General features: G+C 63.8%; 25 protein-coding genes. 15 read left to right on the top strand and 10 right to left on the bottom strand.

What is annotated here, in order from left to right:
• Window positions 1–123: 123 nt before the first annotated feature.
• Window positions 124–636, bottom strand: a complete 513-nt coding sequence (locus tag BST47_RS28330; protein WP_083129144.1) for a hypothetical protein — start codon at window positions 634–636, stop codon at window positions 124–126.
• Window positions 637–903: 267 nt separating this feature from the next.
• Between BST47_RS28330 and BST47_RS28325 the strand changes: the two genes are divergently transcribed.
• The 4 genes from BST47_RS28325 to BST47_RS28310 all read left to right on the top strand — a co-directional run bounded on the left by BST47_RS28325 (window position 904) and on the right by BST47_RS28310 (window position 3,370).
• Window positions 904–1,173 carry a type II toxin-antitoxin system Phd/YefM family antitoxin gene (locus BST47_RS28325; protein ID WP_039584126.1) on the top strand — a complete coding sequence of 90 codons (270 nt, stop codon included), beginning with the start codon at window positions 904–906 and terminating at the stop codon, window positions 1,171–1,173.
• Complete coding sequence (locus BST47_RS28320; RefSeq protein ID WP_039584124.1) at window positions 1,170–1,448, top strand: type II toxin-antitoxin system RelE family toxin; 279 nt, start codon at window positions 1,170–1,172, stop codon at window positions 1,446–1,448. Before BST47_RS28325 ends, BST47_RS28320 begins: the two co-directional genes overlap by 4 nt.
• A gap of 271 nt (window positions 1,449–1,719) precedes the next feature.
• On the top strand, window positions 1,720–2,388 hold the full coding sequence (locus BST47_RS28315; RefSeq protein ID WP_133056251.1) for a hypothetical protein: 669 nt from the start codon (window positions 1,720–1,722) through the stop codon (window positions 2,386–2,388).
• 220 nt (window positions 2,389–2,608) lie between these two features.
• Window positions 2,609–3,370 (top strand): hypothetical protein, encoded by a 762-nt coding sequence (locus BST47_RS28310; RefSeq protein WP_133056250.1) that lies wholly within the window; start codon window positions 2,609–2,611, stop codon window positions 3,368–3,370.
• A gap of 127 nt (window positions 3,371–3,497) precedes the next feature.
• Here the strand turns inward: BST47_RS28310 and BST47_RS28305 are convergent, their stop codons facing one another.
• From BST47_RS28305 to BST47_RS28295, 3 genes are read right to left on the bottom strand one after another with little or no spacing between them, the layout of a single operon-like run.
• Window positions 3,498–3,905, bottom strand: coding sequence for a hypothetical protein (locus tag BST47_RS28305; RefSeq protein WP_083129141.1), 408 nt, complete (start codon window positions 3,903–3,905; stop codon window positions 3,498–3,500).
• Window positions 3,902–4,639 (bottom strand): hypothetical protein, encoded by a 738-nt coding sequence (locus BST47_RS28300; protein ID WP_234809909.1) that lies wholly within the window; start codon window positions 4,637–4,639, stop codon window positions 3,902–3,904. Before BST47_RS28300 ends, BST47_RS28305 begins: the two co-directional genes overlap by 4 nt.
• On the bottom strand, window positions 4,636–9,975 hold the full coding sequence (locus BST47_RS28295; protein WP_234809908.1) for a helicase-like domain-containing protein: 5,340 nt from the start codon (window positions 9,973–9,975) through the stop codon (window positions 4,636–4,638). The genes BST47_RS28300 and BST47_RS28295 overlap by 4 nt, the downstream gene beginning before the upstream one ends.
• On the opposite strand from BST47_RS28295, the gene BST47_RS31370 reads away from it, so the two are divergent.
• The gene (locus BST47_RS31370) at window positions 9,956–10,321 is read left to right on the top strand and encodes a hypothetical protein (RefSeq protein WP_234809907.1); all 366 of its coding nucleotides are present in this window, start codon (window positions 9,956–9,958) and stop codon (window positions 10,319–10,321) included. The two genes, BST47_RS28295 and BST47_RS31370, sit on opposite strands and share 20 nt — an antisense overlap.
• A 16-nt stretch (window positions 10,322–10,337) precedes the next feature.
• Here BST47_RS31370 and BST47_RS30825 read toward each other — a convergent pair whose 3' ends face one another.
• The 6 genes from BST47_RS30825 to BST47_RS28260 all read right to left on the bottom strand — a co-directional run bounded on the left by BST47_RS30825 (window position 10,338) and on the right by BST47_RS28260 (window position 17,382).
• Window positions 10,338–10,916, bottom strand: coding sequence for a hypothetical protein (locus tag BST47_RS30825; RefSeq protein ID WP_159229546.1), 579 nt, complete (start codon window positions 10,914–10,916; stop codon window positions 10,338–10,340).
• 85 nt (window positions 10,917–11,001) lie between these two features.
• The gene (locus BST47_RS28285; protein WP_068920380.1) at window positions 11,002–11,907 is read right to left on the bottom strand and encodes a hypothetical protein; all 906 of its coding nucleotides are present in this window, start codon (window positions 11,905–11,907) and stop codon (window positions 11,002–11,004) included.
• A 140-nt stretch (window positions 11,908–12,047) separates the two neighbouring features.
• Window positions 12,048–12,560 carry a ribbon-helix-helix domain-containing protein gene (locus tag BST47_RS28280; RefSeq protein WP_083129139.1) on the bottom strand — a complete coding sequence of 171 codons (513 nt, stop codon included), beginning with the start codon at window positions 12,558–12,560 and terminating at the stop codon, window positions 12,048–12,050.
• A gap of 4 nt (window positions 12,561–12,564) precedes the next feature.
• On the bottom strand, window positions 12,565–13,281 hold the full coding sequence (locus tag BST47_RS28275) for a ParA family protein (RefSeq protein ID WP_083129138.1): 717 nt from the start codon (window positions 13,279–13,281) through the stop codon (window positions 12,565–12,567).
• A 1,467-nt stretch (window positions 13,282–14,748) separates the two neighbouring features.
• Entirely contained in the window at window positions 14,749–16,758 is a 2,010-nt protein-coding gene (locus tag BST47_RS28265; protein WP_083129136.1) for a hypothetical protein, read from the bottom strand.
• 336 nt (window positions 16,759–17,094) lie between these two features.
• Complete coding sequence (locus tag BST47_RS28260; protein ID WP_068920385.1) at window positions 17,095–17,382, bottom strand: hypothetical protein; 288 nt, start codon at window positions 17,380–17,382, stop codon at window positions 17,095–17,097.
• A 140-nt stretch (window positions 17,383–17,522) separates the two neighbouring features.
• Here BST47_RS28260 and BST47_RS28255 point away from each other — a divergent pair, with 140 nt between their 5' ends.
• From BST47_RS28255 to BST47_RS31365, 10 genes are all read left to right on the top strand, one after another.
• Complete coding sequence (locus BST47_RS28255; RefSeq protein ID WP_068920386.1) at window positions 17,523–17,849, top strand: hypothetical protein; 327 nt, start codon at window positions 17,523–17,525, stop codon at window positions 17,847–17,849.
• Between the two features lie 67 nt (window positions 17,850–17,916).
• Window positions 17,917–19,659, top strand: coding sequence for a PPE domain-containing protein (locus BST47_RS28250; RefSeq protein ID WP_234809906.1), 1,743 nt, complete (start codon window positions 17,917–17,919; stop codon window positions 19,657–19,659).
• Window positions 19,634–20,026: a hypothetical protein gene (locus BST47_RS28245; protein WP_234809905.1), complete on the top strand. Its 393-nt coding sequence runs from the start codon at window positions 19,634–19,636 to the stop codon at window positions 20,024–20,026. The genes BST47_RS28250 and BST47_RS28245 overlap by 26 nt, the downstream gene beginning before the upstream one ends.
• A 4-nt stretch (window positions 20,027–20,030) precedes the next feature.
• Window positions 20,031–20,396 (top strand): hypothetical protein, encoded by a 366-nt coding sequence (locus BST47_RS28240; protein WP_083129134.1) that lies wholly within the window; start codon window positions 20,031–20,033, stop codon window positions 20,394–20,396.
• An 847-nt stretch (window positions 20,397–21,243) separates the two neighbouring features.
• Entirely contained in the window at window positions 21,244–23,511 is a 2,268-nt protein-coding gene (locus BST47_RS28230; protein ID WP_133056249.1) for a hypothetical protein, read from the top strand.
• A 136-nt stretch (window positions 23,512–23,647) separates the two neighbouring features.
• On the top strand, window positions 23,648–24,229 hold the full coding sequence (locus tag BST47_RS28225; protein ID WP_083129131.1) for a hypothetical protein: 582 nt from the start codon (window positions 23,648–23,650) through the stop codon (window positions 24,227–24,229).
• A 203-nt stretch (window positions 24,230–24,432) separates the two neighbouring features.
• On the top strand, window positions 24,433–24,654 hold the full coding sequence (gene vapB, locus BST47_RS28220; RefSeq protein WP_068920390.1) for a type II toxin-antitoxin system VapB family antitoxin: 222 nt from the start codon (window positions 24,433–24,435) through the stop codon (window positions 24,652–24,654).
• Window positions 24,645–25,076 (top strand): PIN domain nuclease, encoded by a 432-nt coding sequence (locus BST47_RS28215; RefSeq protein WP_068920391.1) that lies wholly within the window; start codon window positions 24,645–24,647, stop codon window positions 25,074–25,076. The genes vapB and BST47_RS28215 overlap by 10 nt, the downstream gene beginning before the upstream one ends.
• A 157-nt stretch (window positions 25,077–25,233) precedes the next feature.
• Window positions 25,234–25,521: a hypothetical protein gene (locus BST47_RS28210; protein ID WP_083129130.1), complete on the top strand. Its 288-nt coding sequence runs from the start codon at window positions 25,234–25,236 to the stop codon at window positions 25,519–25,521.
• A 372-nt stretch (window positions 25,522–25,893) separates the two neighbouring features.
• On the top strand, window positions 25,894–26,401 hold a 508-nt coding region (locus BST47_RS31365), incomplete at its 3' end, for a DUF4226 domain-containing protein (protein ID WP_234809904.1).

The following is a 26,401-nucleotide window of genomic DNA, read 5'->3' as shown; positions in this document are numbered from 1 at the left end:
ATCGGCGGCGGCTGTCTGTTCTCAACAGACCTGGCGGCCTGATGCAGGTACGCCAGCTCGCCTGAGGCGCATACCTGGGTCGCCGTCTCATCTGAGATGGCGGATCGAGCCCGCGTGTCGGCGTTAGTCGCCCTGGATGGATTGGATGTAGGCTGGCCAGCTCTCGGTGATTGTTTGAGTAAGCCCGAGTCGGGTTGTGTTGCGGTCGGCTTCTGTGAGCTGTTCTCGGCTCTCGGGGTAATGGATGACCATGCCTTGGCGGGAGGCGTCGCAGACAATGCAGTACGAGCGATGATCAAGTCCTAAGTAGAGCCCGGGTAGCACTTCGGTGATGTCGTAGAGAGCCTGGTCAAAGTCGATTCCATCCGAGGACCACGTGCGTCCAAAGTGGTCGAGCCAGCGAGTCAGCTCGGCGAGGAATACAACGCGGTATTGGCTGTGGCTCGCGAAGTAGCGCGCGAGGTCCAAGACCTGGCGTGTCGGCGTCCTGAGCAGTTGGACTTGCAAAGCGTCTGGGGCGATAGCGATAGCCGATGGAGCTCCGCTCAGTGCATCGCCCGACCAGGCTAAGCCTGCGACCAGCCAGAAGGAGGGTCGTAGCACTGACGAAGACAGGGTCACCACGTACGCGATCATGACACTACCCACCGACAGCGCAACCGAGACGGCTGCTGCCCATGCCGAAGGCCGGCCCTGCCAACTCGAATCGAGACACCCGCCTCATTTCCGCGACCGCCAGGTTCATTGCGAAAGCCGCCAGATGCAACCGAGTCCGGACAATTATTGTTGTTGCCGCGCGAATTCGGGTGTCGGACATGGGGCTATCTGACAGGTTGACATAATCTAAGTTATCGGCCAAATATCAGGCTAGTCACAGGCCAGAAACCTGGCTATACTCGACGCATGAGGAATGTACCGCTGAGTGAAGCCAAAGACAAGCTGTCGGCGCTCGTAGAGGAAGCCGACACGACGCACGAGATCATCCAGATCACGCGTCACGGACGGGTCGCGGCCGTGATCATGTCTGCCGACGACCTGGAGTCACTGAATGAAACCTTGCACGCGCTGCGCACACCTGGACTGGTCGAGGAACTTCGACAAGCCGATGCCGACTATGCGGCCGGCAACGCCGTGTCAGGTGCGGACCTGCGGCAACGGTACGGGTTGCGGTGAGCGAACCACAGCCATGGTTGGTTCAGCTGTCGCCGGGCGCGATGCGCGCGTTAGACCGCCTGCCACACAAGGTGTCCGCAGCGATGGCCGAGTTCATCACCGCCACGTTGCCCACAGATCCGTACCTCATGTCCAAGCCCTTGCGGTTCGAACTGGAAGGCTGGCGTGTAGCGCGGCGAGGAAGCTACCGGGTGACGTTTCGTCTACTCCCCGACGACCACACGCTTTACGTCGGCCGGATCGAGCATCGCGCACACGCCTACCGCACGCACTGAAACTGGGCCAAAACGTCACAGTGACGCAACGTCCGCGGGGGCGGCGCGAGCTGTCGGCATGGCGGACATGCATGCCCGGTCGCCCATCTGCCCGGGGGCCTTCTCGCTACGCCTGGGGACAGCATGGCTTTCTCATTTGATCTGATGCAGATTTGTCGTTTACCGAGGTCTCGGGCTCGGTTGTCGGCAACGACCACTCCGAGTGGAGGACACACTACAACGTAGTCGCACAATTGTGGCGCACAAATGTGTTTAGCTCTATACTTGGCCCATGAAGAATTATTTGAGCAGCACGCAAGTAGCTGATGAGCTGGGGATTAGCAGGGATGCACTCAACTCGGAGATCAGGGCGGGCCGTTTTGTTGCCCCGGATGCTGTCGTCGGTGGACGCTTTCAGGGATGGAGTCGCGAGACAGTGGAGCAGATCCGCCGAGATCGCGAGGGTGGGAATGTCATTCGGTGTGACGTCGCTGGTGTGCGATACCTGATCGCTGAGGTGCGAGAGGCGGCCGAAACGGTTCGGGCGTATGGCTTTTCACCTGAAAATGCCGTCAGTGACGTCTATGTGCAGATTCCGAGAACCTTGCTGATCCTCGTCGCGCGGATGGAGTCCGAGATGCGGCGGCTGATTGTCCTAGATCACACCTATGCACGCATCATCGCCGGTAGTGATGACCCTCGGCATAACGAAGAGACGCCCGTCGAGTTCGAGGTGGACCCGGTCCACAGCCTCGTATTCCCGCTAGAGACCGACCCGCGGATGCGCTCATACCGGCTGCGCAACGCTGCCGAGCAGTTGGGAGCCGTGGTGACACGGATGCCCGAAGTCCTCAAGAGCGCGGAAGCCCGCGCCGTGATGCGGGCGCTGGGCGCGGAGCGCGACAAAATCACCGACTACGCCGACGAACTGGAGCAGGCCCTCGACGGCTCCACCGCATAGCGCCAGATTAGGCAGTCGATGAGGTATCTTGGCAGGCAACGCCATTGCGCGAAGGCGGACTCCCCCGGTCGCGTCGCAGTTCCGCCCACATCGGAATTGCCACCGAACCGAACTACTTTCCGGGGACCAGACTCACCGGGTCACGCGCTCCCGACAAAGATCGTGCGTCGGTTGATGTGGGCAGCTACGCACACGTGTCTTTGAAGGGATTCGTGATTTCATGGCGTCATCGAATGCACGCAAACGCGCAGCGCGCGACCATCAACGACGGTTCCCGGGTACGCCGTATCCGGTGGCTCTGCGTGCCGTCACTCACGCTGACAGCGCCCTCCAGGTCGTGATCGGCAAGGCCGCTGGTCGTCCTTGCTGGGTTGGTATCGAGGAGATGGCTGCCGGGGGGGACGGTCCGCACGTGGCGGTGATCGGTGCGTCGCGGTTCGGTCGTTGCAGGGCAGTCGAGCTGATGGTCGAGTCGCTGGCCGCACGGCCTCCTCGGCGTGGGGTTGAGGTGCTGACCACACAGGGGGAAGTTGGACAGGTCAACCACCTGATCGAAGAGCGAGCGCGTACGTTATTGCAGGCTGGGGCAAGGGATTTCGCTGAATTGCACAGACCGCGCGCCGGTGAGCAGCGCGACCTGGGCGAGAACGTCCCTGCGGTAGTGGTGGTTGTCGACATTGACGATCACCTGATTGACGGCTTCCCGCCAGTTCTAACGCGCGAAGGCTATGTGGCACGAGCGGAGTCCGAGGAGACGGTCTCCATGTTGAATCGTTTGCTGCGGCAAGGGCGGAGCTTGGATCTGCACGCTGTCCTCAACGTGCGACAAATGGAGGGACCGTGGCTTTCGGCCTTGTCAGGGCAGATCTCCAGCATCTTGGAAGTGAACGCTGACAGCATGACTGCGACCTGGCGAACGCACGATGGCTCTCCTGTCGATGTGGTGTTGCCGGCGAAGGTGGCCAGCGGAAAGGGGTCGTGATGTCCATGCCGTCTCCGGGAATGTCGGATGCCTCCCAGCAGGTCGGTGCGCAGTATGCAGCTGTGCTGTCACATCGCGTGGGCTGGAGTCGCATCCGGTGTATCTTCCCGAAGGTGGGAACCGCTAACTAGGGGTGGTCTTCGTAGTGCAGCAGCACGACAGCGGTCGGGGTTTCCACGACGTGAAACTGAGGGCTGGCGGTTGGTAGTTCCTGGGCGCAGCGCTCGGCTTCTGTCCAGGTGCTCACGCATGCGGGGCAGTCGTGGTGGGCAAGGTGGGCCAGGCTGACCAACCACGCGGTGGCGGGTTCGGGGTCGAGCATAGTGTCGAAGTGGACTGTAAGCAGCGGTAGTTGGCTGACGCTGTATGGGTGGTGGTAGAGCGAGGCCTGCGCGGCGGCCACCACAGGGTCAGCTTCGGCGCGAAAGCCGGGAATGTAGAGCGGACGCCCGTCGGTGAGGTGGTCGAATCGGGAGCTGGCGTAGCGACCTAGCTCGGCGGCGATGACCAGCGGCGGCAGGGTGCGGGTGCTCATAGCTCCAGCCCGCCCTGGGAGCTGTGGTGGCGGCTGTGGCGGGGGCGGTGACGCTCCCACCAGGCCTGCTGCTCGGCGGTGAGACCGTCCTCGCTTGCAGCAGCGGGGCGCTCGGCGGCCTGCTGGGGTGTGGTGGTCTCCTGGGATGCCTGGCTGGGCAGCAGGGCGGCCAAGCGGGGGTCTTCGTGCCATCGGTCCCCGTAGACGGAGTGTCCGACCCAGAGCGCGATAGCAGGGACCGCGGGCCCGGCTAGTTGCAGTGGCGGTGTGTGGTCGTCGGCGAAGGACATGGTGACTGCCCGGCGGTGGGGATCGGGGTAGAACTCAGCCATTTCGCTGTACCAGAACGATGTCCACCCGCCTTGGGGGCGGCTGCACATCAGCCGCTGGTTGGTGGTCAAGACAGCGGCGTCGCGGTAGTTGGTCCATTGGGGTTGACTGCTGCGGTCCGCGTCACGTCGTCGTCGGCTGTTGACGACACCTTGGCCGGCCATGGCGGCGGCCATCAGGACCGGGTTGACCATGAACGGTGCTTGGGCGCGTTCATAGTTGCCGTCGCCGGCGGCGAGACGGCTGTAGGTGGCGGGGCTGCTCAGTCGGGCGACCTCGTTGGAGTTCAGGAATGGGCCGTGTACAGCCACGGTCGGCGGTTCCTTGCCTGACCGTAGGGCGGCGGCGGTTCCGACCGCGTAGCTCCACCATGGATCTGCTGAGGGCGGCGTTGGGGCGCTCACAATGTCCTCCCATCGTCACTGCGCTCTTGGTGGTCCTCACGCTGGGCGTCTCGGTACTCGCTGGCGCGGGCCTGTTCAGCGAGCCCTTGCGCGAACCGGTATTGGTCGGCGGTGGCGAGCCCGGATTCTCCGATCAGGAATGGGGTGGGGTTCAGGTGCAGTGACCAGCCTGGTTGGCGGCCGGCGGCCAACAATCGCTGCTGTGCTTCGGCGGCCTTTGCCTTGGCTGCTTCGGACTGGGCCTCCAGTTGCAGCAGTGTGGTCAGGGTGGTGTGTTCTTCGCGTTTGGCGGCCAGCTCGTCGCCGCGGTCGAATGGTTCGACCTCGGTGTTGGTGAGATCGGTGAGTGCGTGGGTGAGGTGGTCGTGCTGGAGCTGGAGTCGATCGCGATGGGCGGGAAGGTCTTTGTAAAGGTTTTCCACTCGGGTCAGCAGGCCGCGCGCTTTGGCGCTGCTGGCCCCGTTGGTCTCCCCTACCTTGGGTGCGCTGTCGTGCAGGTCTTGGATGGTGAACGCGATTTCTGCCGAGGGGCCTTCGAGGGTGATCCAGAGCCGATCGCCCACGTGGTCGCGGCGGGCGTGTAGAGCCATGCCGTTGATCGCGGTGTTCAGGGGCTGGCTATCCCAGGATGCCGAGTTGTTCAACGAGCCGTACACGCGGCGGCAGACTTCGGCGAAGGGGGCGGCGCAGTCTTTGCGTTCTGGGTAGCGACGTCCTTCGACCACGATGTCGACGGGGGCGTCGGCGGGCCGGGACGCCATGGCGTCCACGGTGGGTGTGAGGGCGTCAAGTTGGGAGGTGGTGATGTCCAGTTGGCGCTGGCGCTGTCGGATATCGCGGTCGCGGGCCGCCATGCCGTCGTGGTAGGCCCGTTCGAGAGCGGCGAGGTGTTCGATGTCGTCTTGGAGCTGGACCTGGCGGACGTAGCGGGGGTCTCCGGTGGCCAGCGCCTTGGTTTCGGCGGCCGCGACAGTCATTTCGTTGCCACCGATGTCATCGACTTCATCGACGCTGATGTCGGCACGTTTGACCTGCGCGATGAACAGTGATTTGGCTTCAATTTTCTGCCACATCACCACGTCATAGGAGCCTTCTACGACGTAGTTGAAGATGCTGACGGTCTCGTTTTGGTTTCCTTGCCGGATGATGCGGCCTTCGCGCTGTTCGAGATCGGCCGGCCGCCATGGAACATCGACGTGATGCAGTGCGACAGCGCGGGTTTGGACGTTGGTTCCGGTGCCCATTTTCTCGGTGGAGCCGATGAGCACCGAGACCTGGCCGCGGTTGCAGTCATCGAACAAGCGCAGCTTGTCTTCGGCTTTTTCGGCGTCGTGGATGAAGCGGATCTTCTCGGCGGGCATCCCCCGGGCGATCAGGTCGTCGCGGATAGCGCCGTACATGTTGAAGTCGTTCTTTTTCTTGCTGCCTTTGCTGGGGGTGCCGCGGTCGCAGAAGACGATTTGCAGCCCGCCGGGTGTGGGCATGTCGTGACCGTATTGGGGGTCTTTGTAGATCGTGTCGGCGTACTGCTGGTGCACGGCCATGATGTTCTCAGCGACTGCGGCGGTCCGAGAGTGGGTTGGTTCGGGCAGGTGGACCATGCGCGGGTCGAGACTGGCTTCGCGGCCATCGTTGGAGATTTTCAGGATGTTGTCGCGGGCAAGGTTTTTCGGATCGAGAGTGCCGGCTCGGTAGCCGAGGTCGGTGATGAAGTCCCGAAGGGTTTGGTCGGCGGGGATGCTGACGATGGTGCGCTTGCCGTCGTTGCTGAGTTCGGGCAGTTTCAAGCCGATTTGGTCGCGGGTGATGACATCGGTGAAGACCGACGAGATACGCAGCAGCTCTTGGAGGTTGCAGAATTTTCCGACTCGGGTGACTGGCTTGAGCTGTGTGCCGGTCGCGTTGACTTCGACGGTGTTGACGGTGGCGGTGAACGTCGTTGCCCAGTCGTTGATGTGCAGCACTCCGGCGTCTTCGAGCAGGTCGGGGCGTAGGTAGCGTTGCATGACGTATAGCTCGCCGAGGGAGTTTGCGATCGGGGTTCCGGTAGCGAAGGTGGCGACTCGCTCGTCGGCGGGGGTGGGTGTGCGGCCGGCGGCGATGGCGTCCTCGCGTCGGCGGTTGCGTAGGAGTTCCATTTTCATGGCCAGGTCGTCGGCGCGGTCGGAGCCGTCCGGGCAGGCGAGTTCCTTGACGGGGCTCAGGCGGGTCCGGTTTTTGTACATGTGGGCTTCGTCAATCATCAGGTAGTCACACCCGGTGTGTTCGAACAGAAGTCCGGTGTCTTTGCCTTCTTGGTCGGTGAGTTTCTCGAGCTTGGATTCGTAGCGTTGCAGTGCCGCCTCGAGCCGTTTGACGGTGGCGGCGGTGGCGTTATCTCCGGTGATGTTCTCCAGTGATTCGCGCAGCATCTTGGATTCTCGGGCGATGTAGTCGCGCTGGGCGTCGTGGCCGACGGGGATACCCATGAACAACGACTCGGGGGCGATCACCATATCCCAGTCCGAGGTGGCTGATTGGGCCACGAATCGGCGCCGGCCTACTGCATCGGTTCCGGGTGTGCCGAGCAGGATTTCCGCGCCGGGGTACCACCACTTGGCTTCCTTACCAACTTGTTCGATGATGTGGTTGGGGACCACGATCCAGGGTTGGCGGGCCAGTCCGAGGCGGCGCAGTTCCATGGCTGCCATGAACATGGTTCCCGATTTCCCTGCTCCCACAACGTGATCGAGAAGAACGTTGGGCTCTGCGATGATGCGGGCTACCGCGTCGCGTTGATGGGTGTGTGGGGTGAACCGGTGTGACAGACCGGGCAGCGTTAATGCTGCTCCGCTGTACTTGGGTGCGCGCAGGCTGTTGAAGCGCTCGTTGTAGGTGGCAACTAGTTCGGTGCGGCGGGTGTCATCGGCGAATACCCAGTTCTGGAACGCATCGCTGATCTTGGTGGCTTTGGCTTGCGCGGCGACGGTGGCGTTGCGGTTGACACCGGTCCGGCCGGTGGTTTCGGTCTCCTCTTTTGTGTATCGGATGGCGATTTCTTGGTTATTGCAGACCATTTCGAGCAAGGAGATGGCATCGCGTTTAGGGAACCGGGTACCCCAGGTCTCGGTCATGGCGGCAGTGTTTCGGCTTTGGCATTCGATCGACCAGACTCCCTGTACGTGGTCGGCCTTGACGTCCACTGGTGTCGCGTCAGCGGCTTTGAAGGTCTCGCTGGCGAACTGGGCGATGTACTTGGCGTCGATCCAGGGTGATCCGGGGCGAGCGCTGATTTGGCTGGCTTCGCGGTCGACTGGCTGGACTTCGCGCAGCGCAGCGACGTACTCGTGGAAGCGCGGGTCGTGTTCGGCGGCTGCCTGTGCTTGTCGTAGCTGCTGGCGGACGTTGCCGGATAGTGCCTGCGTTGCGGGGATGAGAATGTCGGGGTCGCGCAGGGAGGGAAAGACCAGACCACGCATCTTTTCTCGCGCGGCAGCAGGGTCGATGTTCAGCAGGGCGGCGATGTGCAGGATGTCCACGCCACCGTTTTGATCCAGGCTGATAGCGAGGGCCTCTTCGGCGGTCTCAGCGCGGTCTCGGACCTGCGGTGGGCTCAGCAGGTCTACCGAGAAGATCGGTGCCTTGCGTGTCTGTCCGGTGAGTTCGTCGTAGCCCTCTAACGCCAGAACTGTGGTCCAACCGGGGTCGTTGCGCAGCGCGGTGACGATGTGCGGGCGCATCTTGTACTGGCTGGGTGTTTCCCATGCCTGCTCGTCCCACGTTTCGAGGAGCTCGGCGGGCACAGTGTGCTGCTCGGGGTTTTTCTGCCGCCACCGTTCGATGGATTTCGCTAGCGTCTTGTCGTGGCGGTCCTGGGTGATGACTGACGGCTTGCTCCACTTGAAGCGTTGGATAGGTCCGTGTTTGGCGACGTAGGTGTCATAGAGCCGGTTGAGTTCACCGCGCAGTTGTTCACGGACATCGCTGGGCTGGCCCGCGCGTTGCGATGAGACGACCGCGTTGGCGACGTCACGCAGCTTGAGCAGGTGGATGGTCTCCTGCTTGCGGGTGTTGAAGACCTTCGCGGTCTTCCAGGTGTCCTCTGTCCAGGTCTGGAACTCATCGGATGCTTCATCGAATCGCAGGGTGTCGCGCGCCGGGAGCCTTGTGGTAGCGGCGGTGATGAGGCCGGGATCGAAACTGACGTCGTTGACCTCGGTCAACGTGGCGGCGGTGGCGGTGAGCCCTTGGCCGCGATCCAGTGCACCGTCGATGATGGCGCGCAGGCGGTGCCCGACTTGCAGGGCCAATGGACTGGATTCGTCGGCAGCCACGTTAAGGGTCTGATGGCCGTGGATTCCGTGGCCGAGGCTGGGCTGGCCGAGGATGTTGTCGGGGTGGCGGTGAAAGTAGGCGTTGATGTCGATTTCGGTGTCGGGGCCGTCATCGGCGGCCACGGTCAGCGGTGCAGTGTGTAGCCAGTCGTCAGCGCCGTCTTCGATAACTCGGTCGGCTTCGCGGCGGCGCAGCACGAGGATGTCGGTGACTACTTCGGTGCCCGCCACACGCCGGAAGGCGTTGGACGGCAAACGTATTGCTCCGAGGAGATCGGCGCGGGACAGGATTTCGCGGCGCGCTTTGGGATCGGCGTTGTCCATGGTGAAGCGGCTGGTGAGAACGATCTGGTAGCCGCCGGGGGCCGTGAGGTCCAGGGACTTGACGATGAAGTGGTTGTGGATGGACAGTCGGCGAGGGTTGTAGGCGGGGTCGCGTAGGGCGAAGTTTCCGAACGGGACGTTGCCGATTACCGCGGCAAAGGAGCCGTTGGGGACGTTGGTTGTTTCGTAGCCTTCGGCTCGGACTTGAGCTGAGGGGTAGAGGTGGGCGGCGATGGCGGCGCTGATGGGGTCTTTCTCTACGCCGACCATCTGCGCCGCCTCGGGCGCCAGGCCGATGAACGTTCCCGCGCCACACCCGGGCTCCAGGACCCGGCCGCCGGTAAATCCGGCGTGCTGCAACGCTTTCCACATCTGCTCAGCGATGGCGGGGTCGGTGTAGTGGGCATTGAGCGTACTTCTAGAGGCAGCCTGATATTGGTCGGTGCCCAGTGCCTCTTTGAGGTAGTCGCGCTGGGCCGCGTAGGTGTCGGTGCGGGTGTCGAAGACCTCGGGGATCGCGCCCCACCCCGACCAGCGGGCCAAGGTGTCTTGTTCGGCGGCGGTGGCGTGGCGCTGTTGGCCTTGGAGCGCGATAAGCGTGTCGATGGCGGCAAGGTTGGCGGTGAGCCGGGCCTTGGCGCCTGACGGGACCGCGATGGTGGTGCCGGGCCGGTAGTCGATGGCCGGCGGCAATGGCAATGCGCCCGTCTCGGGGTCACTGACGGTCGCGTCGCTGGCGGCGACGGTAGGGGTTGCGGGAGGCTGCGCCGTCGCGGCCGGGGCGGTGGCCAGTGAGGCAGCGGTGAGCGTAGTGGCGGTGGTGTCGTCGCCGATCGGTACGGTGCGTGCGGGCCGCTTGAGGGTCAGGGCATCGATAGCGGCTGAGTGCCCGTGGTCGGGTTGGGCGCTGTCCTGGTCGGGTGCTGCCGGTATGAGCGGCGGCAGTGGAGCGCCACCGGGGTCGATGATGCGCGGATCGGTCGGCAGGTCGAAGGAGTCCTCGGCGAACAGCGCAAGTTGCGGATCGTCCTCGGCCAGAGGTTGAGCTTTACGCCTGCGGGCTACTCGCCCGGATACCCCTCGGCTGTCATCGCTTCGGCGACCTCGACTCCCAGGTCGTGGGTCAGGCGCTGGCCCGGGGCGGTGGGAATCGCCCGGTTTTCTTCCAGCCGGGTTGCTAGCAGAAATGCCGCCTTGACCCGGAACATCGCGCTGCGGTCCGGCCACAGATGGTCTGCGAGTTCCTCGATCTGCTCGCTCGGCTCGGCCCGATAGATCAGATGCCGCCACCGTTGAGTCCAGGGAATATCGGCCGGTGTTGGCGGCGGGCTGTCGCGTCCCTCCGGTGGCTGCGGAATGAGGTCGTACAGGCTCTGGCGCACGATCGCTTCGCGTGCGTTCTGTAGAGCCGTCTCGTGCAGGCCGACTGTCGTCTCGTGGTCCGGCTGGCCGTTGTGCTGCTGGGTCCAGCTCTGCACCGCCTGCTCCCCCAGCTCCAGTGCCAGGGCCGCGGCCTGATCGTCCAGCCGCTGGGTCACCAGGCTCAGAAACAGCTCTGTCTGCTCCGGGGACCACCCCGGAGGTGTCCCGATCTGTTGGCGGTACACCTGTTCGACGGCTTGGCGCATCCACTCGGTCACTGTGACTGTGCTCCGATTCCTCGACGCTGAACAGACCCTGGTCCTCGGTGTCGGCCATAGTCGGCGCTCCCCTACTGCAATACCGCTAGTCATGGATTTCTCCCGTTCCTGCGGCATCACCCTGTTCGGGGTCGCCCATCTCCGACAACAGCAACGCATCAAGGCGTTCTCTGTCACCAAGTTCACTGATCGCGACGCTGACACGCTCCAGCGCCTCGTCTACATCCGAATGTAGCTGAGAAAGGCTCTGACTCTGGCGGGTCAGACGCACCTTCACAGCATTGAGTGTGTCCAGGGCACCGTTGAGCGGGACCAGTGCCGGGTTCGGCGCCACCTTGGGGCCTTTGCGCACCGGCGTGCCGCCGCGAAGAGCTGTGAGTGCAGATCCACGCTCCCACAGCAAGAATGTGTCGATCCGATCAAGGGTTTCTGCGCTCGGGCCAAAGCCCCGCTTACCTAGAGTCGCCAGCGTCGCGCGGGCCGGTCCCCCAATGGCGGCGAACTTGGATTTCGTCATGTTGAGTTCGCGTAGGCGCTGATCAATCCACCGGAGCAGGTGGTTATAGTCCCAGCCGGCCGGGTCCTCGAAACTCGTGTCGAAGACATCGTTGAGCGCTGCCGTCGCCGCGGCGACGTCCTCTTCCGGTGCGTCGGTAGGTGGGGCCGGCAGTTTGCCGTAGACGCCGTCCTCGCGCGGTACCGGTTCTCCGCCATGCAGAGCCCGCTCTGCTGATCCAGGCTCCCAGCTCAGCAGGTCATCGAGCTTGGATAGCGTCCGGTAGCTCGGCACCCGGTCGGCACCCTGAGTGATGGCCGTCAGCGTCGAGCGCGACAGGATTCCATACTCCGATGCGGCGAGCACCGACATTCCCTGCCGACGTAGGCGTGCTTTGACGTGGCGTGCGAGTAGGGCGACATCGGGGTCGCCGGGGTGGTCCTGGTCCACGACGGCCGTAATGATCGCCTCCCAGTCCCCTTGCGCAGTGGTCACTTAGTGGACGTGGTGGTGAGTGCCCGCGCCGCCACGTTGCCGCAGAGTTTACATGCACTGTTGGCATACATATAGCGCAACAGTGCACAATGGATGATCGTGGCGCGTCGGCGAGTTCTATCGATAGAACGGTAGAGCGATTAAAGGCGGATTCTCCCCTGGTTGGACGTTTCGGGCGCAGCTTCGCGGATCGCGGCGACAACCTGTTCGGGAGTCATGTGTTCGGCCAAGTGACGCACCGCATAGCGGATGACCGCGCTTGCCGAGGTGACCTTGGGCTTGCCGTATCGCCCGGCTTCAAGCGCACGACGTATGTACTTGTCCTCTTCCAGTTCCAGGTACGCCGTTGTCGGGTAAAGCTCGGAGCTGTTGCTAGCTGGCTGGCTCGGCGCAGCTTTGTCCGACTTGTCCCGTGCTGCTGGACGTTTCGCCTTGGCGCTCGGCGTCACGGCAGGCTCAGTCGACGGGGCCGACAGTGCCACTGACGAAGCGGGCGTTTCCGTCGCCGCCGGCACAGACGGCGACGTGGGCTCCCCCGCCCCTTCACTCGTGACAGGGATGCTCACCGGCGTAGCCCGGGGGCCGTGCATCGGCTTGGGCATCTCGTTGCCCACCGACTTGCGTTTGTCCCGCTGCGCCTTGAGGATGTCCATCCCGTTACTCATTCACGTACTCCTTCACGAATTCGCACACCAGTTTGTAGCGCTCAGCCAGGAGCCGGAACGGCTTAGCGGGCGGCTCTTCAGACGTGATAGCAATCCGCTTGGTTCGTTTGGGCAGGTCGGCGACCAACGGGATCGGCGGTGCGATCTGAACGGGAGTTCCAGCGGTGATCTGCTCAAGCTTCTTCAGCCCGACTGCGGCCGGGACTGCGCGGACCTTGGTCGGCAGCACCACAATCGGGTAGTCGACCATCTCGTCCACCAGCTGCTCCAACCCTCGAAGATCCAGGAGATCTAGGGTTGTAGGCGCCAGGACGACATCTGCCACAGCAAGGGCACCATGCGTGTGCTCACCGGCCCCCGGATGCGTGTCGACAACGACCCAATCGGTGTCCCACTCCGCCGCCCATTTCAGCAGGGCCTCTGACATCTGCTCGCGGCTGGGCGCTTCCTTGTCAAGGTGCGGGTGCCCTGGCACAAGCCGAGGCTTGCGGTACCCCTTGAGGGGTTTCGGGGTCCGGCCGGTCGCAAGTGCGTCCAGGATTGGAACCCTGGCTCGGTCGAGTGGCCGGTCCCCCCATATCGACGTGACGCCGGCGATGTCGTGCTCGAGGTCCACCAGGACGGCATCGAGCGAATATGCGACTTCGTACGCGCTGGTGCTTTTTCCGACGCCACCCTTTCGTGAGTGGGTGACGAGAATCTTCGCCATTGGTTTGTGTCTTTCTATCGAAGCATTGAGATACCGATCAAACGCTGTACCGATCAAACGCTGTACCGATCAAACGCTGTACCGATCAAACGCTGTACCGATCAAACGCTGTACCGATCAAACGCTGTAAGCCTATCACAGTTGAAGACTGAAACGATAGTACGTTGGAAGCGTTAAATAATTAACGAATGTATCGTACAACCGTTCTAGCGTTCTAATGTAGAATGGCTGTACGGCACGGTGAACAGCGACTACCAGGAGATATGCCGCTGGCAACAGTTAGCTAGCGCGGCTTACGTCACAGTGACGTTAGTAACGAGTATGGAGCGATGCGAGCCTAGTGCAAAGCGATGACGTGGCCCTATAGCGCCTAACCCGTTGCCTACCGGTGTGCGACGGAGGATTTTGATAGCGAAGCTGTTTAGGTACCAACCGAGAGCGAAATCGGGGGGGAACCTTCTGCTGGGGTGGGGGGTCAACGTGGCCAGAGATGGGGACGCACGACTTGCTGGTTGAGCGACCGATGGTCAAGCGCCTCCAGCGCCCCATGCGGCGAGGTTGGCGGCCCGGAGGCGTCCACACCGGCGGTGTCCAGCCCCAAGGTCGCCCCGATCATAGTTCGGCCGATCCGGGGGGGCTCCGGGCGAGACCTGGGCCCCGTGCGCGACATGATCGAAGGTTGCTGATCCTCGATGCCCCGGCGCCCGCACGGGGGGGAGGGCCGGACAAGCTCTTCGGTCGCTTCCCCTCGGTTCCCGTCCGCCCGGGACGCCCGAAGAGCAATTCGACCGCCATCGACGGCTTATGTCAGCCTGCCGTCGGTGGGTGGCCAGGTCCGCACGCAACGAGTCGACCTGCAAGCGGAGGGGCCAGGCCTTGGCTGAGCTGGAGGTGAACCACCCACCTCAGCGTGGCGCTTGGTTCGCGTGGCTACAGCCGGCCGAAGTCCCATCTGCACAAAACTAGGCCGGTCGACCCGTCTGCGGCGACTTCTGGTCTCGCCGCAAATCCGTTCATCTGGAGCGTCCAATAGTGGGAATTCTGCGGTGCGTAGTCAGCAGCGCCAGGGAGCGCTATCAGGGATGGCAGCGACCAGAGCATCCGGTCCGCAAAGAGTCGACCGGCTGGCTCGTTCGCGATGAACTCCGCGACACCCAGAACGGCGGGCCGTAGTCGTATGACGGCATCGCGGGTCGGGTCTTCGTGGCGCGCGCGAACAAGTTCGCCTGACTCGACCCACGACTCCCAGAGGGTCACGACTTCATCGATGGGCTGGTCCAAGAATGCGAGACAAAACGGCATCCCGACGGCGATCACGATGGTGTCCACTGTGAGACCCCCTTTCCCCATTTAGCATTTAGCTTCTGGCGCTCATGCTCGCACAGGCGTCCGACAAGCCCATTGCGCAGTCGCATGCCCTCGCCTCGTGATGGTTTGGGCACGTCTATCTCCAAGGGCCGCGTATCGTCACTGTGACGGTTTCGGCGGGGCTGCTGCGCGTCGAGTGAGCAGTGTTGCCCCCATGATGGTTTCGATCAGGCCGATCGCGTGATCTTCTAAACGTTCGATGTCCTCTGGAGGTCCGGTGCGCAGAACTGACTCCAGGTAGTCCTTAGTGTCAGCGAATGCGTTGTACGGCGGAGATGATTGGTCTGCGTCGCCTCCCGGTGCGCTCGCAGCGGCGAAAGAGACGTCCGCGTTTTTCAGGCGTTCCCGGATATCGAGCCATTGTTGCCATTGCGCGCGTTGTTCACGGTAGGTCTGTTGGCGTTGTTCTCGTAGGTGGGGGAGTTGATGTGCTTCGGCCAGGGTGTGGGGGGTGATTGGCCCTGGCCCAAGCATTTTGGGCGCTGTGGCTGCGATGAGTCCGTGGATTTGTAGTTGGCGCACCGCGTCGTCTCCGGTGCTTCGGGATACCGCAGCGGCGGCGTAGATGTCTTCGCGATGGGTCAGGCCGTGGTGGGCGATGAGTTCGTAGATTCGGCGTAAGTGGTGTCCCAGGATGTGCCATATGTCGTGGACTGCTTCGATTCGTACACGCTCGCAGTGGTGGTTGAGGCCTCTGATTACGTTGTTCTGGCTGGTCAGAGCGTAGTAGTCGGCCTCTAGACCCATGTGGCTGCGCACGAGGACGATCGGTGATCCTTGACGGTCCCTGAGATCTCGCAGGACTCGCCACACAGCGTCGGGGCTGAGTAGCCCAGCGCCGAGGGAAAGACTTCGTCCTCCGACCCCTACCACCCAGGTTCCCGTGCTTTTGTCGCCGGCTTTGAGGGCGTGCACGGCGAGAGTTTGCAACACAGCGTGCACGGTCCAGCGGTAACGCTGCCCAGCATATTCAAGGTCGGCCCATCTGAACGCGTTGGCCAGCCAGTGGCGTAGCTCGGGGGGGCCTGTGAACCCGCTCTTGTGAGTAGCTGTTGTTAAAGAACCCCCCTGTGTGTACTTCTGCTTGTGCTGCGGGCGTCGGTATAGAAGGGGGTTTGCGATGAGCCAGTCGAAGGCGCGGTCGATGTCGCGGAGTAGGGCTCGGTCGGCGCCGTGGCCGTAGCGTTTGTAGGCGTGTCCGAGGCCGTCGTGCCATGGGCCGTCGGGGGCGATGAGGTCGCGCAGCGTTGCCGCGGTGTGGCCGCGGTCGAGTGCGGCCACGACGGTGGCGAAGCGGGCTTCGCTTGGACTTTTCCAGTGGGGGCGATCGGTGGGGGCGGTGTCGCCGCGGGTGGCGAAGGCGGCGATGCTGTCGGGTAGGGGGTCGGTGCGGGTGTAGGCGGGGGTGAGGCGGCGGTCTTCACCTTCCCCGGTGGTGTAGCCGGCCGCGCTGGCGTCGTGTGGCTCCTCGGGAGGTGACGGGTCTGGGGTGGCGGGTTTGAGCATGCCGAGGAGCTGGTAGAGCCGGGGGAGCATGCCGGGTTCTGAACGCTCGATGAAGGCTGCTCGGGCGGCGGTGAGGGTGCCATCGAGATGGCGGTAGCCGCCGCGTTTGGTGAGGGTGCCGGGCAGGCTGATGCAGCCTTGGGCGGGGTTGAGGGCAGGAGCGATGTCCAGGGTGGGGAGGTGGCCGGCGAGCACGCGCATGAGGGCGGTGACTTCGGGCAGTGAGGCGGTGGTGCCGATGGCGAGGGGGCACAGCAGGTGGCGGCCGCCGTCGTCGGTGTAGTCGGTGACGACGCGGGCACCGCAGCGGATGAGCCAGTTTTCGGCGGTGCGCAGGTCGCGTTCGACGGCGGCGGCGTCGCCTCGGCTTGTGTCGAAATCTAGCGCTAGAAGGACGGTTGTTGCGTTTGCTGAGTAGAGGTACACGGCCGCTGGCTGAGTGGGCCATTTGGCGGTGAGTTTGGCGGTCTGGGAGAACTTGCCGGTATCGGGGGTCCACAGGCGCATTTGGTGGCGGCCTGGAGCCGCAGCTAAAGGTGCCAGACCAGCCCATACCTCGGCGGGGTGCACCTCTGCGGGAGTGGTGTGTAGCGCAGCGCTCATAGTGGCCGCGCATCACCGGCCGCGGGGCGGGTGGGTAGCTGGCCAGTGGGGCTGATTTTACGAAGATCACGATTTGCCAACGCAGCCTGTGCCGGGTCTGGCACAAGGTCTGGATATGCGCTATCGTGAGACGAGTCCATCAAGACTAGTCCCTTCCAGAGGGGATGTGGATATCGGTAATCCGAACCGAAGCTGCACACTTCGGTTGAAACCGGGACAGAGCCCCTTCGGGGGCTTTTGTCATTTCCGGGGGTTTACCGCGATCCGGTATTCAGATGTTCGGGTGTAGCCCCTGTTAGCCGGCCACGAGGTTTCTTTAGTCAGGGGCTGGGTGTGTTACATCGCCAGCGGCAGGCCCTCCTCGCGTCGGCGGCCGTGGGTGCGCCGCAGCTCTGGGTTGTCCAGGGCGCGGGCCAGGATCTGGGCGACGTCTTCGCCGTCGAGTTCGCGCATGAGTTCGGGGTGGCCAACGATGGCTGCTAGGAGGTCGGCAACCCACTGGGACATGGGTATGCCGTCGGCTCCGTACTGACCGCTGTTGGCGGCCACTGCGTCGTAGACAACCCGATCGACGCGGGGTCCGAGTTGCGCTCGGTCGCCCTTGTGTGTGCTGCGAATCGCCATAAACTCAGACTCTTTCAGACCGGAGCGGTGCTAACTGTTAGCGACACGCGGAAAGGGTTGCACTTACTCAGACGTACCGTACACAATGAGTCAGTACGTGAACAGTTCTATACATTCATGTGTGACAGGAAGGTGCTCAGATGGCCAACAGCGGCGGCGAAGCAATCGCCCTCGACACCGACGCGCAAGCACAACTGGCGGCGCAGTGGGAGGAGTACGCAGACGCGGTGGAGGCCAGCGGCCAGCCACCTGTGCAGCCCGAGGCGCTGCGCGAACAACTCGGGGCGATCTACGAGCCGTTCGTGCAGTCCAAAGCTGGAGAGAACCTGGCCCGCCAGCAGGCGTATCAGCGGGTGGCCGCCGAAGCGCGTGCACACGCGGCCAAACTGCGCAACCATAAGATCGGCTTTGAGCAGCACGACGACGATGTGGCTCGGCAGATCTCGGCGATCACCGGCAACGGCTAGGGCCCGCGCGGATAGGGGTGGTGGCGGTGCGATCCGATAGCGGAGCGGGGGACTGGTAGTGGCGAAGGTGGCTGTTGATCCGGGGGCGCTGGCATCGCATGGCCGCGCGCTTGCCGGTCACGCGCCGGGTGCGCAGTGCTCCCAGTGTCAGCCGGCCGCCTCCGATACCGTGTCCACTGCGGTGGCCGCGTCCTTCACGGCGTGGGCGAGCGGGCTGGACATGCTGATCACCCATGCAGCCTTGCAGCGTGCCGCTGGCGGTCTCGCAGTCGATCTCACCGGGGCAGCGTTGCAACAGGGCGACCAGGAGGCCGCAGCGCACATTGCCAGCGGTGGGACAGCCCCCACGGCCAGCGCAGCGCCGAACCTACCCCGCGAAAGTGGCGGGGCGCCGTCGTTACCTGTGGCGCCGCCGGTGCCGGCGGTGCCTGATCCGAGCACCGGGGAAGTGTGGTCCCGCACGATTCACGGCGGGGCTGGTGCTGAGCCGCTCAGGACGCTGGCAGGGCAGCTACGCACAACGGCCCAGAACCTCGCTACCGTCGCAGGAGACATCGAGCGGACCGGCGCGGGTGTCGATTCCGCGTGGGATGAGGGTGATCAGCCCGCCGGGGAGAAGATCCGGCGTCACGCACAGTGGTTGAACAGCGCCGCTGACTATGCCCGACAGCTCGCAGCATCGGCTGAGACCGCCAGCGCAACCGTGGAGACGGCGCGGAACGAGACGCCCACACCGGAAACGTTCACAGCGCTCAACGCGCAGTATCGCAAGGCGCAGCAGACGTACGCCTCCAGCGGTGGGACTGTGACCGAACCCTTGATGACCGCGACGACAAAACTTCAAGAGGCGAAAGCCGAAGCGCTGGCGGCACAGACACGTTATGCGGCCGCGGCCAACGTCGACAGCACGACAGCACCTGACCCACCGCCGGCCCCGCCGCCCATCGTCGGTGGCGGGCCGTCGAGCGCTGACCAGGACAACAACAACCCGGCCGAGACCAGTGCTGACAAGAAGCGAGAGGGCGCTGACAAGGACGGCAAAGGCGAGGGGTCCGACAGCGAGGAGGATGCAAAGCTCGCCGCCGATTCCACCGAGCAGCAGCCCCTGGACTCCAGCAGCGGCACTGACGAGCCGGGTCCACCCCCTGCCGAGGCGAAGCCCCCGGTCGAGCCGCTGGCGTCGGCTGTCGATCCGGCTGCGAACACTGCCGGTGAAGTGATGGGCACGATTCTGGGCACAGTCGGTCAATCCGCTGGAGCGGCATCGGGATTGATGCCCGGCAGTGGTGGCGGTGGACTTCCCATGTCGGCACTGTCAGGGCTGCCGTCGATCCCAGGCCTAGGTGGAGCTCCCTCGATGAGTCCGCCCGAACTGGGCTCTGAGGAAGACGATTTCGATTTCGAGGACACGTTCGGCACGACCCCAGCAAGTTCTGGCGGCAGTGGCGGTGGCGGTGGCGGTGGTCTTCCTGCGGCTCCGTCGGTGTCGTCGCCTGCTGCTGCGGCTCCTGGTATTGCGGCGATGCCACCAGCTCCACCCACGGCTGCCGGATCAGGTGCTGCTGGCGGCGCGGGGGCACGTATGCCGATGGGCGGCATGATGCCGCCGATGATGGGCGGCTTGGGTGGCGGCCAGACCGGCGAACGAGATAGAGATCTCCATCCAGATCGACGGGTGGTACACCGGCACCCTGCCAATACCGAGGCAGTGTTCGGTGAGTTGGAGCAGTTGAGGAAGCGTCCAGGCCGCCGCAGGGCGGCCGCGACTCAGGAGGAAACAACCGGTGACAACGCCCACGACGACCGCTAACCCAGCGGCAGCGGCGGCTCTCAAGGCCAACGACGCGATGCTGGGACTGATCTATGACTGGATCGAGGAAGCCGAAGAGTTCTTGTCCAGCGGCGACGATGACGACGACGTGATCGTGGTCCACGATTCCCGCGGCAGGTTGATCGACCTCGATGTGCGTGAAGGCCTTCAACGTGAACTCACCGTGGATGAACTCAACGATCAGATCAACGCGGCCCTGGGCGACAACGCTGAACGTGCCCGCAAGGGAATCGATGCCATCTCCGAGCGCCTATTTCAGCGCTGCGCTGAGCTGATCCCCGAGGAACTTCGCAAACATCCTGTTGCTGACCAGCTTTCAGCAGCCATGAAGGGGCAGAGGGGATAACGATATGCCAGCAGTAACACCGTCGGGTGGCTCGGGAGATCTCATCAAGGTCGACCCGATTGCTCTGCCTGCATCTGGCGCGACGACCGGCGCGGAGGCCGCAACAGTCGCTGCTCGCGGCGCCACCGGAGCTGCGCAGGGTGTCGGGAGCTTGGCCAGCGGGGCGGCACAGCCCGATGGGGTTTCACTGGCAATCAATGCCATCACCAGCACATGGCCCGCCCAACGTACGACGTTCTTGGCGGACATGAGCCGGGCGGCAAGCACCGTTGCCACCGGGGACGTCGGCAGCGCGACACAGTTGGAAACGCAGGACGCTGAGAACGCAGCAGACATAACGGCCGTCGCGCCGGCAACGATCAGCGTGTAGACCAAAGTGGGTGGGCGTTGGTAGGCTGTAGACAACCGTTATCGGGATCGCCGCAGGGAGGCGCGACAACATGAACCACCCAGTGATGCACGACATGCGCACCAATCAGCAGTACAGCGCTGCCCCTCTGCCTCCTGCTCCGGGCCAGTATGGCGCGCTACCGCCGACACCACGGCCTGGAGAGGCTCTGCCGTCCGCATCATCGCGACGTCGACCTTGGCTGATCCCAGCTGGCGTTGCTGGCACCGCAGTAGTCGCACTAATCGCTGGCGTGACACTGGGAGCTGTCTTCGCGAGCAGCGGAAGTGACTCCGGGGCCAGCGACGCTGCGCCGACCGCAGGCCTACCAACCAATGCGCCGGGTGGTGTCACCCCGTCAGCGGCGGAAGTACACGCCCAAGACGTGTCCCTGTGCACCAGCTACGCCATCATCAATAGCGCCATTCCCAGGCCTGATCGAGTTGGCTCTGACCTTCTTCCCGCGGTGACCGCTCTGAAGGTTGCACTGGCCGAGAATCCTGACGCCAGCGCACCTGTGAGGGTTGCTGTCACTGACATCGCCTCGGTGTACCAAGCCCGTGTTGCGGAACATGGGAAGGTCCGTACCCGTGGGCTGGCTGAGCCCCCGCCGTACAGCTTGGATGCAGAAAAGAACGCCGTGGACCAGGTGTGGACGGCCTGCGGTTTGGATGAAGAGTAGGCCGGAGAGGTTTCAATGGCGGCGGTAGTCGGAAACGCAGGGGACATACAGCGGCCGTCAGGGCGAGCATCGTCACTGACTGTCCTACCTTATTGGCCGTCCATCAGCGAAACTGATTTGCAGGCACTGGCCGACGACGAAAGAGCCATGGCCACATCGGTATCCGGATACGCCGACACCGTGCAAAATGAGATGACCAAAGGCGCGAGCCTACTGGTAGGTCAGGGCGGCGAAGCCCGCATCGCGCTGATGCGCAAAATGGTCAACCACGCCGATGGCGGCGCCAACCACTTCAAATCCACTGCAACGGCAGCAGATTCATTCCGCGCAATCGTCTCCGGATTGAAGACCGACCTCAGCCGCGTCGCCGACGCCGCAGCCGAAGCATGGGACACCGCCCAATCCAGCGGCGGCACCTCGGCCGCAGTGTCAGCCATGGCCCCGTTCAAAGCCGAAGCTGCCAGCCTCTACAGCACCGCACTCGAAGACATCGCCGCCACACCCGCCGTCCTACCCATCCCCGAAGCACCAGTCGGCGAAACACCCGACGCACCAAGGGATAACGTCGCAGAGCCAGCCAGCAACACTGAGCAAAAAGAAGCTGACGAGAAGCCGGTGCCAGATTCACCCGGAGAGGAGGCCCCCGCAGACGGTGATTCTGCGGGGAAGGATGGTGGCGACGTAAAGCAGCTCGGTACCGAACCGGACGGCACCGCAACCGACGTCCGAGAGACGACGGACGGATCCCCCGTCGCACCAGGAACCGCGACCGGGCTTCCGTCTACTACGACAGGGCTGCCAGCGGCAGGATTGCCGATGGGCGGTGCAAGTGGCGGCTCTGCGGGTGGGGGCATGCCATCGGCGGGTTCGGCGATGGGTGGTTTGCGGCCGCCGCAGATGCCCTCCGGGCTCAGCAATCCTTTGGGCAGTGGGGGCAAGTCACTGTCGGATGCGTTCACTTCGCCTGCGTCGGCAGCAGACTCGCTGGGTAGTGGCGGGTCATTGACGAGTGCGGCGTCGAGCTTCAATTCGGGGTTGGCGTCGGGTATTGGTTCTTCGGGTGCGGTGTCGCCGCCTCCGTTGGAGAAGTTCGTAGCCCAGCATCCGGGTGCGGCGCCTGCGGTGGCAGCTCCTTTGCAGGGTCCGGTGCAGCCGTCGGTGGCGGCTGCTGGTGGCGGTTCTGCGGGCCCTGCTGCGGGACCGATGGTTGGTGGTGGCGGTGGTATGCCGATGATGGCGCATCCGCCCGCGGCTGGAGGTTCCGGTGGTGGCCCGCTGGCCCCGTTTGTTCCGCCTGGGGGTGGGTCGGCGGCGAGCCCGACGGCTGCGGGACCGACGGCTCCTGCGTCGGCGGCGGCCGCGCCGGCTTCGGCGGCACCGTCGGGTCAGCAGGGCGGTGCCGCTCCGGTGATGGCGGGCACGTCGGGTGCGGCAACAGCAGCGAGCATGCCTGAGCCCGAGGTGAGCGCGGACATGATGTTGGCTCGGCAAGTGATCGACGGGTTGGTTCGCGGTACCGATGCCGCGTGGAACACGATCGATGCCGGGTTTGTGAATTGGGCTGTGGCCGTTGTGCGTACGCATCTGGGTCCGCAGCTTGTCATTGGTTCTAGTGCTGGTGGTGGGGTGTATGTGCCTGCTTCGGTGTTCGTTCCGACGACGGCGCGGTTGGCCCCCATTGATCCTGCTTTGCCGTGGAGTTGGGCGTCGGGGTTTTTGGGTTGGCGGCGACCGGCGGATCTGTTGACTGCGCATGCGGATGTGTTGTCCGACAGAGTATCTGGGGTTGTGCGCAGTGCTTTGGTGACCACTGCGGAGGGTCCGCGTCCGGCGGGGTGGTCGGATTTCGAGACGGTGACGCTGCGGTCGATTTTGCACTCGCCGGGGTCTGTGCCTGTGCTTGATGGTGCTCATCAGCATCGGTTGGCGACGATTGATCCGGCGCTGGCTCAGCAGATTGCGTCGGTGGGCTCGGGTCCGGCGTCGATATCGGTGGCTGCGGTGATCACTCGGAGTGTGGTGGAGTCGGCGGTGGCCACGGCGGGTGCGGTGGGCCCGGATGGTCCGGTGCGTGGCGCGGATGGACCGATTCACGTTGCCGAGGCGGCGGACCTGACGTTCTTGAATCAGCTGAGCCAGGGCGCCGTGGACTGGGATTCGTACGATGCCGAGGTCGCTCAGCGTCACGACGGCAATGCGACCAGTCCGCATATGAACGGTCCGCTGGATCTGGATGATTCGGCGGACTCGCTGCGTCAGCGTCTGCTGTACATGGCGTTCTATCGGACGGCGTTGATTGCGGAGCTCATTCGTTTCTGGCGGCAACCGGCCTCGCCGGCGTTGGCCGATATCGTGTACTGCGCGGTAGCGGCGGGCTTCAAGCCTGTCGTTACCTCAACGTTGAACTCGATCTGACGATCTGCCCGCCATGAAATGGCGGGGAGCGGTGTGCGACTGTTGGGCGCTGTCTTCCGTAAACCTGGAAATTAGTGGTTCGGCACGAGTGGCGATCCCGGCGAACCTGCTCCTTGGACCGATACCGTCACCGCCCATGAGTCCGTTCGATGCCTGGATTGATGAATCGGGGTCTAATCAACGTGTTGATCCCGGTACGTACATCCTCAGCGCGGTCATCAGCGAAGCAGGCCGTGCTGAGCATGCGCGGGAGGCGATGCGGGCGCTGCTCGTAGGGAGTCGACATCGCAAGCTGCATTGGCGCGATGAGGACCGCGGCCGGCAGCGCACGATTGCCAAGACCGTCGCAGGGCTCGACGTTGAGCACCTCGTGGTCGTCCGATCCCGGCCTGGCATCACCGAGCACCCGGAACGTCGGCGCCGGATCTGCATGGAACTGCTACTGCCCGAGCTGGTGGCCTTGGGTGTCGCGCAGGCGATCGTGGAATCCCGCGGCCCCAAGGACGACCGGGAGGACCAGCGCACCTTGGACTACCTGCGGCGAAAGCGCGCTCTAGGGGGTCGGCTGCATCTCGATCACGTTGGCGGCCCCACTGAGGCGATGCTGTGGATACCCGATGCTTGCTGTGGCGCGGTGACCCAACTCCGCAGCGGCGACCCCGAGCACTTCGGGATCATTGAGTCGAAGGTAACCATGCTGGAAGTGCCCCAGAAATGACGCGGCCCCAGGCCCTGTCTTCCGGCAGGAACTCCTGGGGTCCACTTCCGATGACACCACGATGCATCGGCTCACCAGTAAGTCTAGGTAAACCGCACCAGCCGTGCAAGGCTGCTGTACTACACGCGTACGGCTGGTGCCAGCTCTGGTGTGGTGTTATAACTGGCGGTCAGCGACCCGATATCTCGGGATATCATCAGTGTATGAGTGATGTCTTGATTCGGGACTTGCCAGATGACGTGTTGGCTGGCATTGATGCGCGGGCGGCCGAGGTGGGCCTATCGCGCGTTGAGTACATTCGTCGGCGCCTTGCCCAGGATGCGCGGGTCACCCGCAGTGCGGTCACGCGCGATGATCTCCAGCGCCTCGAACAAGCCGTTTCCGGCCTCGCCGACGCAGAGTTGATGCGTGGGGCGTGGGGGTGAGCGAATGGTTGATCGACAAATCGGCCTTGGTGCGACTTTCGTACAGCGACGATGTGGACCAATGGGTCACCCGCATCGAGCGGGGGATGGTTCGGATCAGCAACATGACGCGACTCGAAATCGGGTACTCGGCTCACTCGGGCGAGGTCGGACGCCGCGAATTCCGGGAGTCACCGCTGGCTGCGATGCCAGTCGAGTATTTGACACCGAGAATCGAGGACCGCGCGCTAGAAGTCCAGTTGCTGCTTGCCGATCGGGGGCAGCACCGTGGGCCGTCAATTCCGGACCTCATCATCGCCGCCACCGCGGAGCTCTGCGGGCTGGCGGTCCTGCACGTCGACAAGGATTTCGAGACGATCAGTGCGATCACCGGGCAATCTACGGTCCGGCTGGCACTGCCTGGTGGAGCGGCGCCCGCTTAGCTCATTGGAGGACGCCGCCTGCCGGTGTTGAAGTTGGAGATGGGCATGCACGCTGTCACACAAAGTTGATCACTGATTGTTCACGTGATTAGTCAGTATGTGTAATATGTCTATCAGTGCGTAGAGCGGCGCAGCGGCGTTGGCCGGAAGGGGACCGATGACCAAGCATCTGAGTTCGCAGACTGATGAGCTGATGTCGCAGGTGGCGGCGACCGCTATGTCGTCTCGGCGGTCTGTGGTCGTGCGTGTCAATGCGATGGGGTTTGTGCGCTATGTGGCGTTGAGCAATGAAGCTCGCCAGTGGGATTCGGTGACGCTGAACAAGCGGTGTCGGGCGGTGGCTGCGGTGGCTCATGATCGATGGTTGGCCAACCATGGGGTTTCTGATGGGACGTTACCGACGCTGGAAGCGGTTGCCGCTGCCGAGCGTGCATTGAACTTCTAGTCGCGTAAGGAGCGATGCATTATGTCGTGGGACGTGTTCGGTTTGGCGATTAACCAGGTCGTGGGGAACGCGTTGAAGGCGTTCGCGGGTCCGGGTGCTGTTCCGTTAAGTACCGGAACGGGGGCCGCTCCATTTCCGCTGGATTATCCTCAGCAGCCGCCTGTGCCGGCTCCTCCTGGTCCGGTTCCGAGCCCTCCGCCTGCACCTCCCGGTCCGGAAGGTCCACCTACGACGACCACAACCACACAGGGTCCGCCCGGTGCGCCGACCCCTCCTGTGGGGCCGCCACCGCCTCCTCCGGCTACTCCTGAGGTGGGTGACGGCGGGCCGGCTGCTGAGGCGGCGAAGGAGAATGCCCGCAAGATTGGCATGATGCTGGAGACCCTTCATGATCTGGATTCCGCCGGTATCAGCGCCGATGAGATCGCCGCGGCCGGGGAGGCCGGTCGTGCGGAGCTGGAGAAGATCAACGCTGATGTGCAGGCCAAGATTGCCGAGCTGAAAGCCAGTGGTGCGCTGTACACCCCGGAGGGGCAGCAGGCCCTGATGGACTACAGCAAGACGCGGCTGGAAGAAGCGCGTGGGGTTATCGAGAAGGCCGCGGCCGAGGCTGAGGACAAAGCCAAAGACACCGACAAGAACACCGAGGCCTATGAGGGTGTCGGTGGCCAGGGTAGCGGCAGCGCTGACGGCGGTGCCGGTGGTGGAGAGGCTGGCGGCAGTGGCGGCGAGGCTAAGCCTGCTGAGGAGCCGGTGGCGGCGGCTGGGCAGCCGGGTCTGGGTATGGGTGGCATTCCTGGTATGGGTATGGGCGGCGGCATTCCTGGGCTAGGTGGTGGCATTCCGGGGTTCGGCGGCGGGGGTTCTCCGTTTGGTGGTG

Source organism: Mycolicibacterium tusciae (genome assembly GCF_002086795.1).
In the GTDB taxonomy this organism is placed as follows: domain Bacteria; phylum Actinomycetota; class Actinomycetes; order Mycobacteriales; family Mycobacteriaceae; genus Mycobacterium; species Mycobacterium tusciae.
This window is presented reverse-complemented; position numbering and strand designations above follow the sequence as displayed.

Coding starts and splice junctions, on each gene's coding strand:
- BST47_RS28330 (WP_083129144.1), bottom strand. CDS start 636: ATGATCGCGTACGTGGTGACCCTGTCTTCGTCAGTGCTACGACCCTCC.
- BST47_RS28325 (WP_039584126.1), top strand. CDS start 904: ATGAGGAATGTACCGCTGAGTGAAGCCAAAGACAAGCTGTCGGCGCTC.
- BST47_RS28315 (WP_133056251.1), top strand. CDS start 1,720: ATGAAGAATTATTTGAGCAGCACGCAAGTAGCTGATGAGCTGGGGATT.
- BST47_RS28310 (WP_133056250.1), top strand. CDS start 2,609: ATGGCGTCATCGAATGCACGCAAACGCGCAGCGCGCGACCATCAACGA.
- BST47_RS28305 (WP_083129141.1), bottom strand. CDS start 3,905: ATGAGCACCCGCACCCTGCCGCCGCTGGTCATCGCCGCCGAGCTAGGT.
- BST47_RS31370 (WP_234809907.1), top strand. CDS start 9,956: ATGGCCGGCGGCAATGGCAATGCGCCCGTCTCGGGGTCACTGACGGTC.
- BST47_RS28280 (WP_083129139.1), bottom strand. CDS start 12,560: ATGGACATCCTCAAGGCGCAGCGGGACAAACGCAAGTCGGTGGGCAAC.
- BST47_RS28275 (WP_083129138.1), bottom strand. CDS start 13,281: ATGGCGAAGATTCTCGTCACCCACTCACGAAAGGGTGGCGTCGGAAAA.
- BST47_RS28265 (WP_083129136.1), bottom strand. CDS start 16,758: ATGAGCGCTGCGCTACACACCACTCCCGCAGAGGTGCACCCCGCCGAG.
- BST47_RS28260 (WP_068920385.1), bottom strand. CDS start 17,382: ATGGCGATTCGCAGCACACACAAGGGCGACCGAGCGCAACTCGGACCC.
- BST47_RS28255 (WP_068920386.1), top strand. CDS start 17,523: ATGGCCAACAGCGGCGGCGAAGCAATCGCCCTCGACACCGACGCGCAA.
- BST47_RS28240 (WP_083129134.1), top strand. CDS start 20,031: ATGCCAGCAGTAACACCGTCGGGTGGCTCGGGAGATCTCATCAAGGTC.
- BST47_RS28230 (WP_133056249.1), top strand. CDS start 21,244: ATGGCCACATCGGTATCCGGATACGCCGACACCGTGCAAAATGAGATG.
- BST47_RS28225 (WP_083129131.1), top strand. CDS start 23,648: ATGAGTCCGTTCGATGCCTGGATTGATGAATCGGGGTCTAATCAACGT.
- vapB (WP_068920390.1), top strand. CDS start 24,433: ATGAGTGATGTCTTGATTCGGGACTTGCCAGATGACGTGTTGGCTGGC.
- BST47_RS28210 (WP_083129130.1), top strand. CDS start 25,234: ATGACCAAGCATCTGAGTTCGCAGACTGATGAGCTGATGTCGCAGGTG.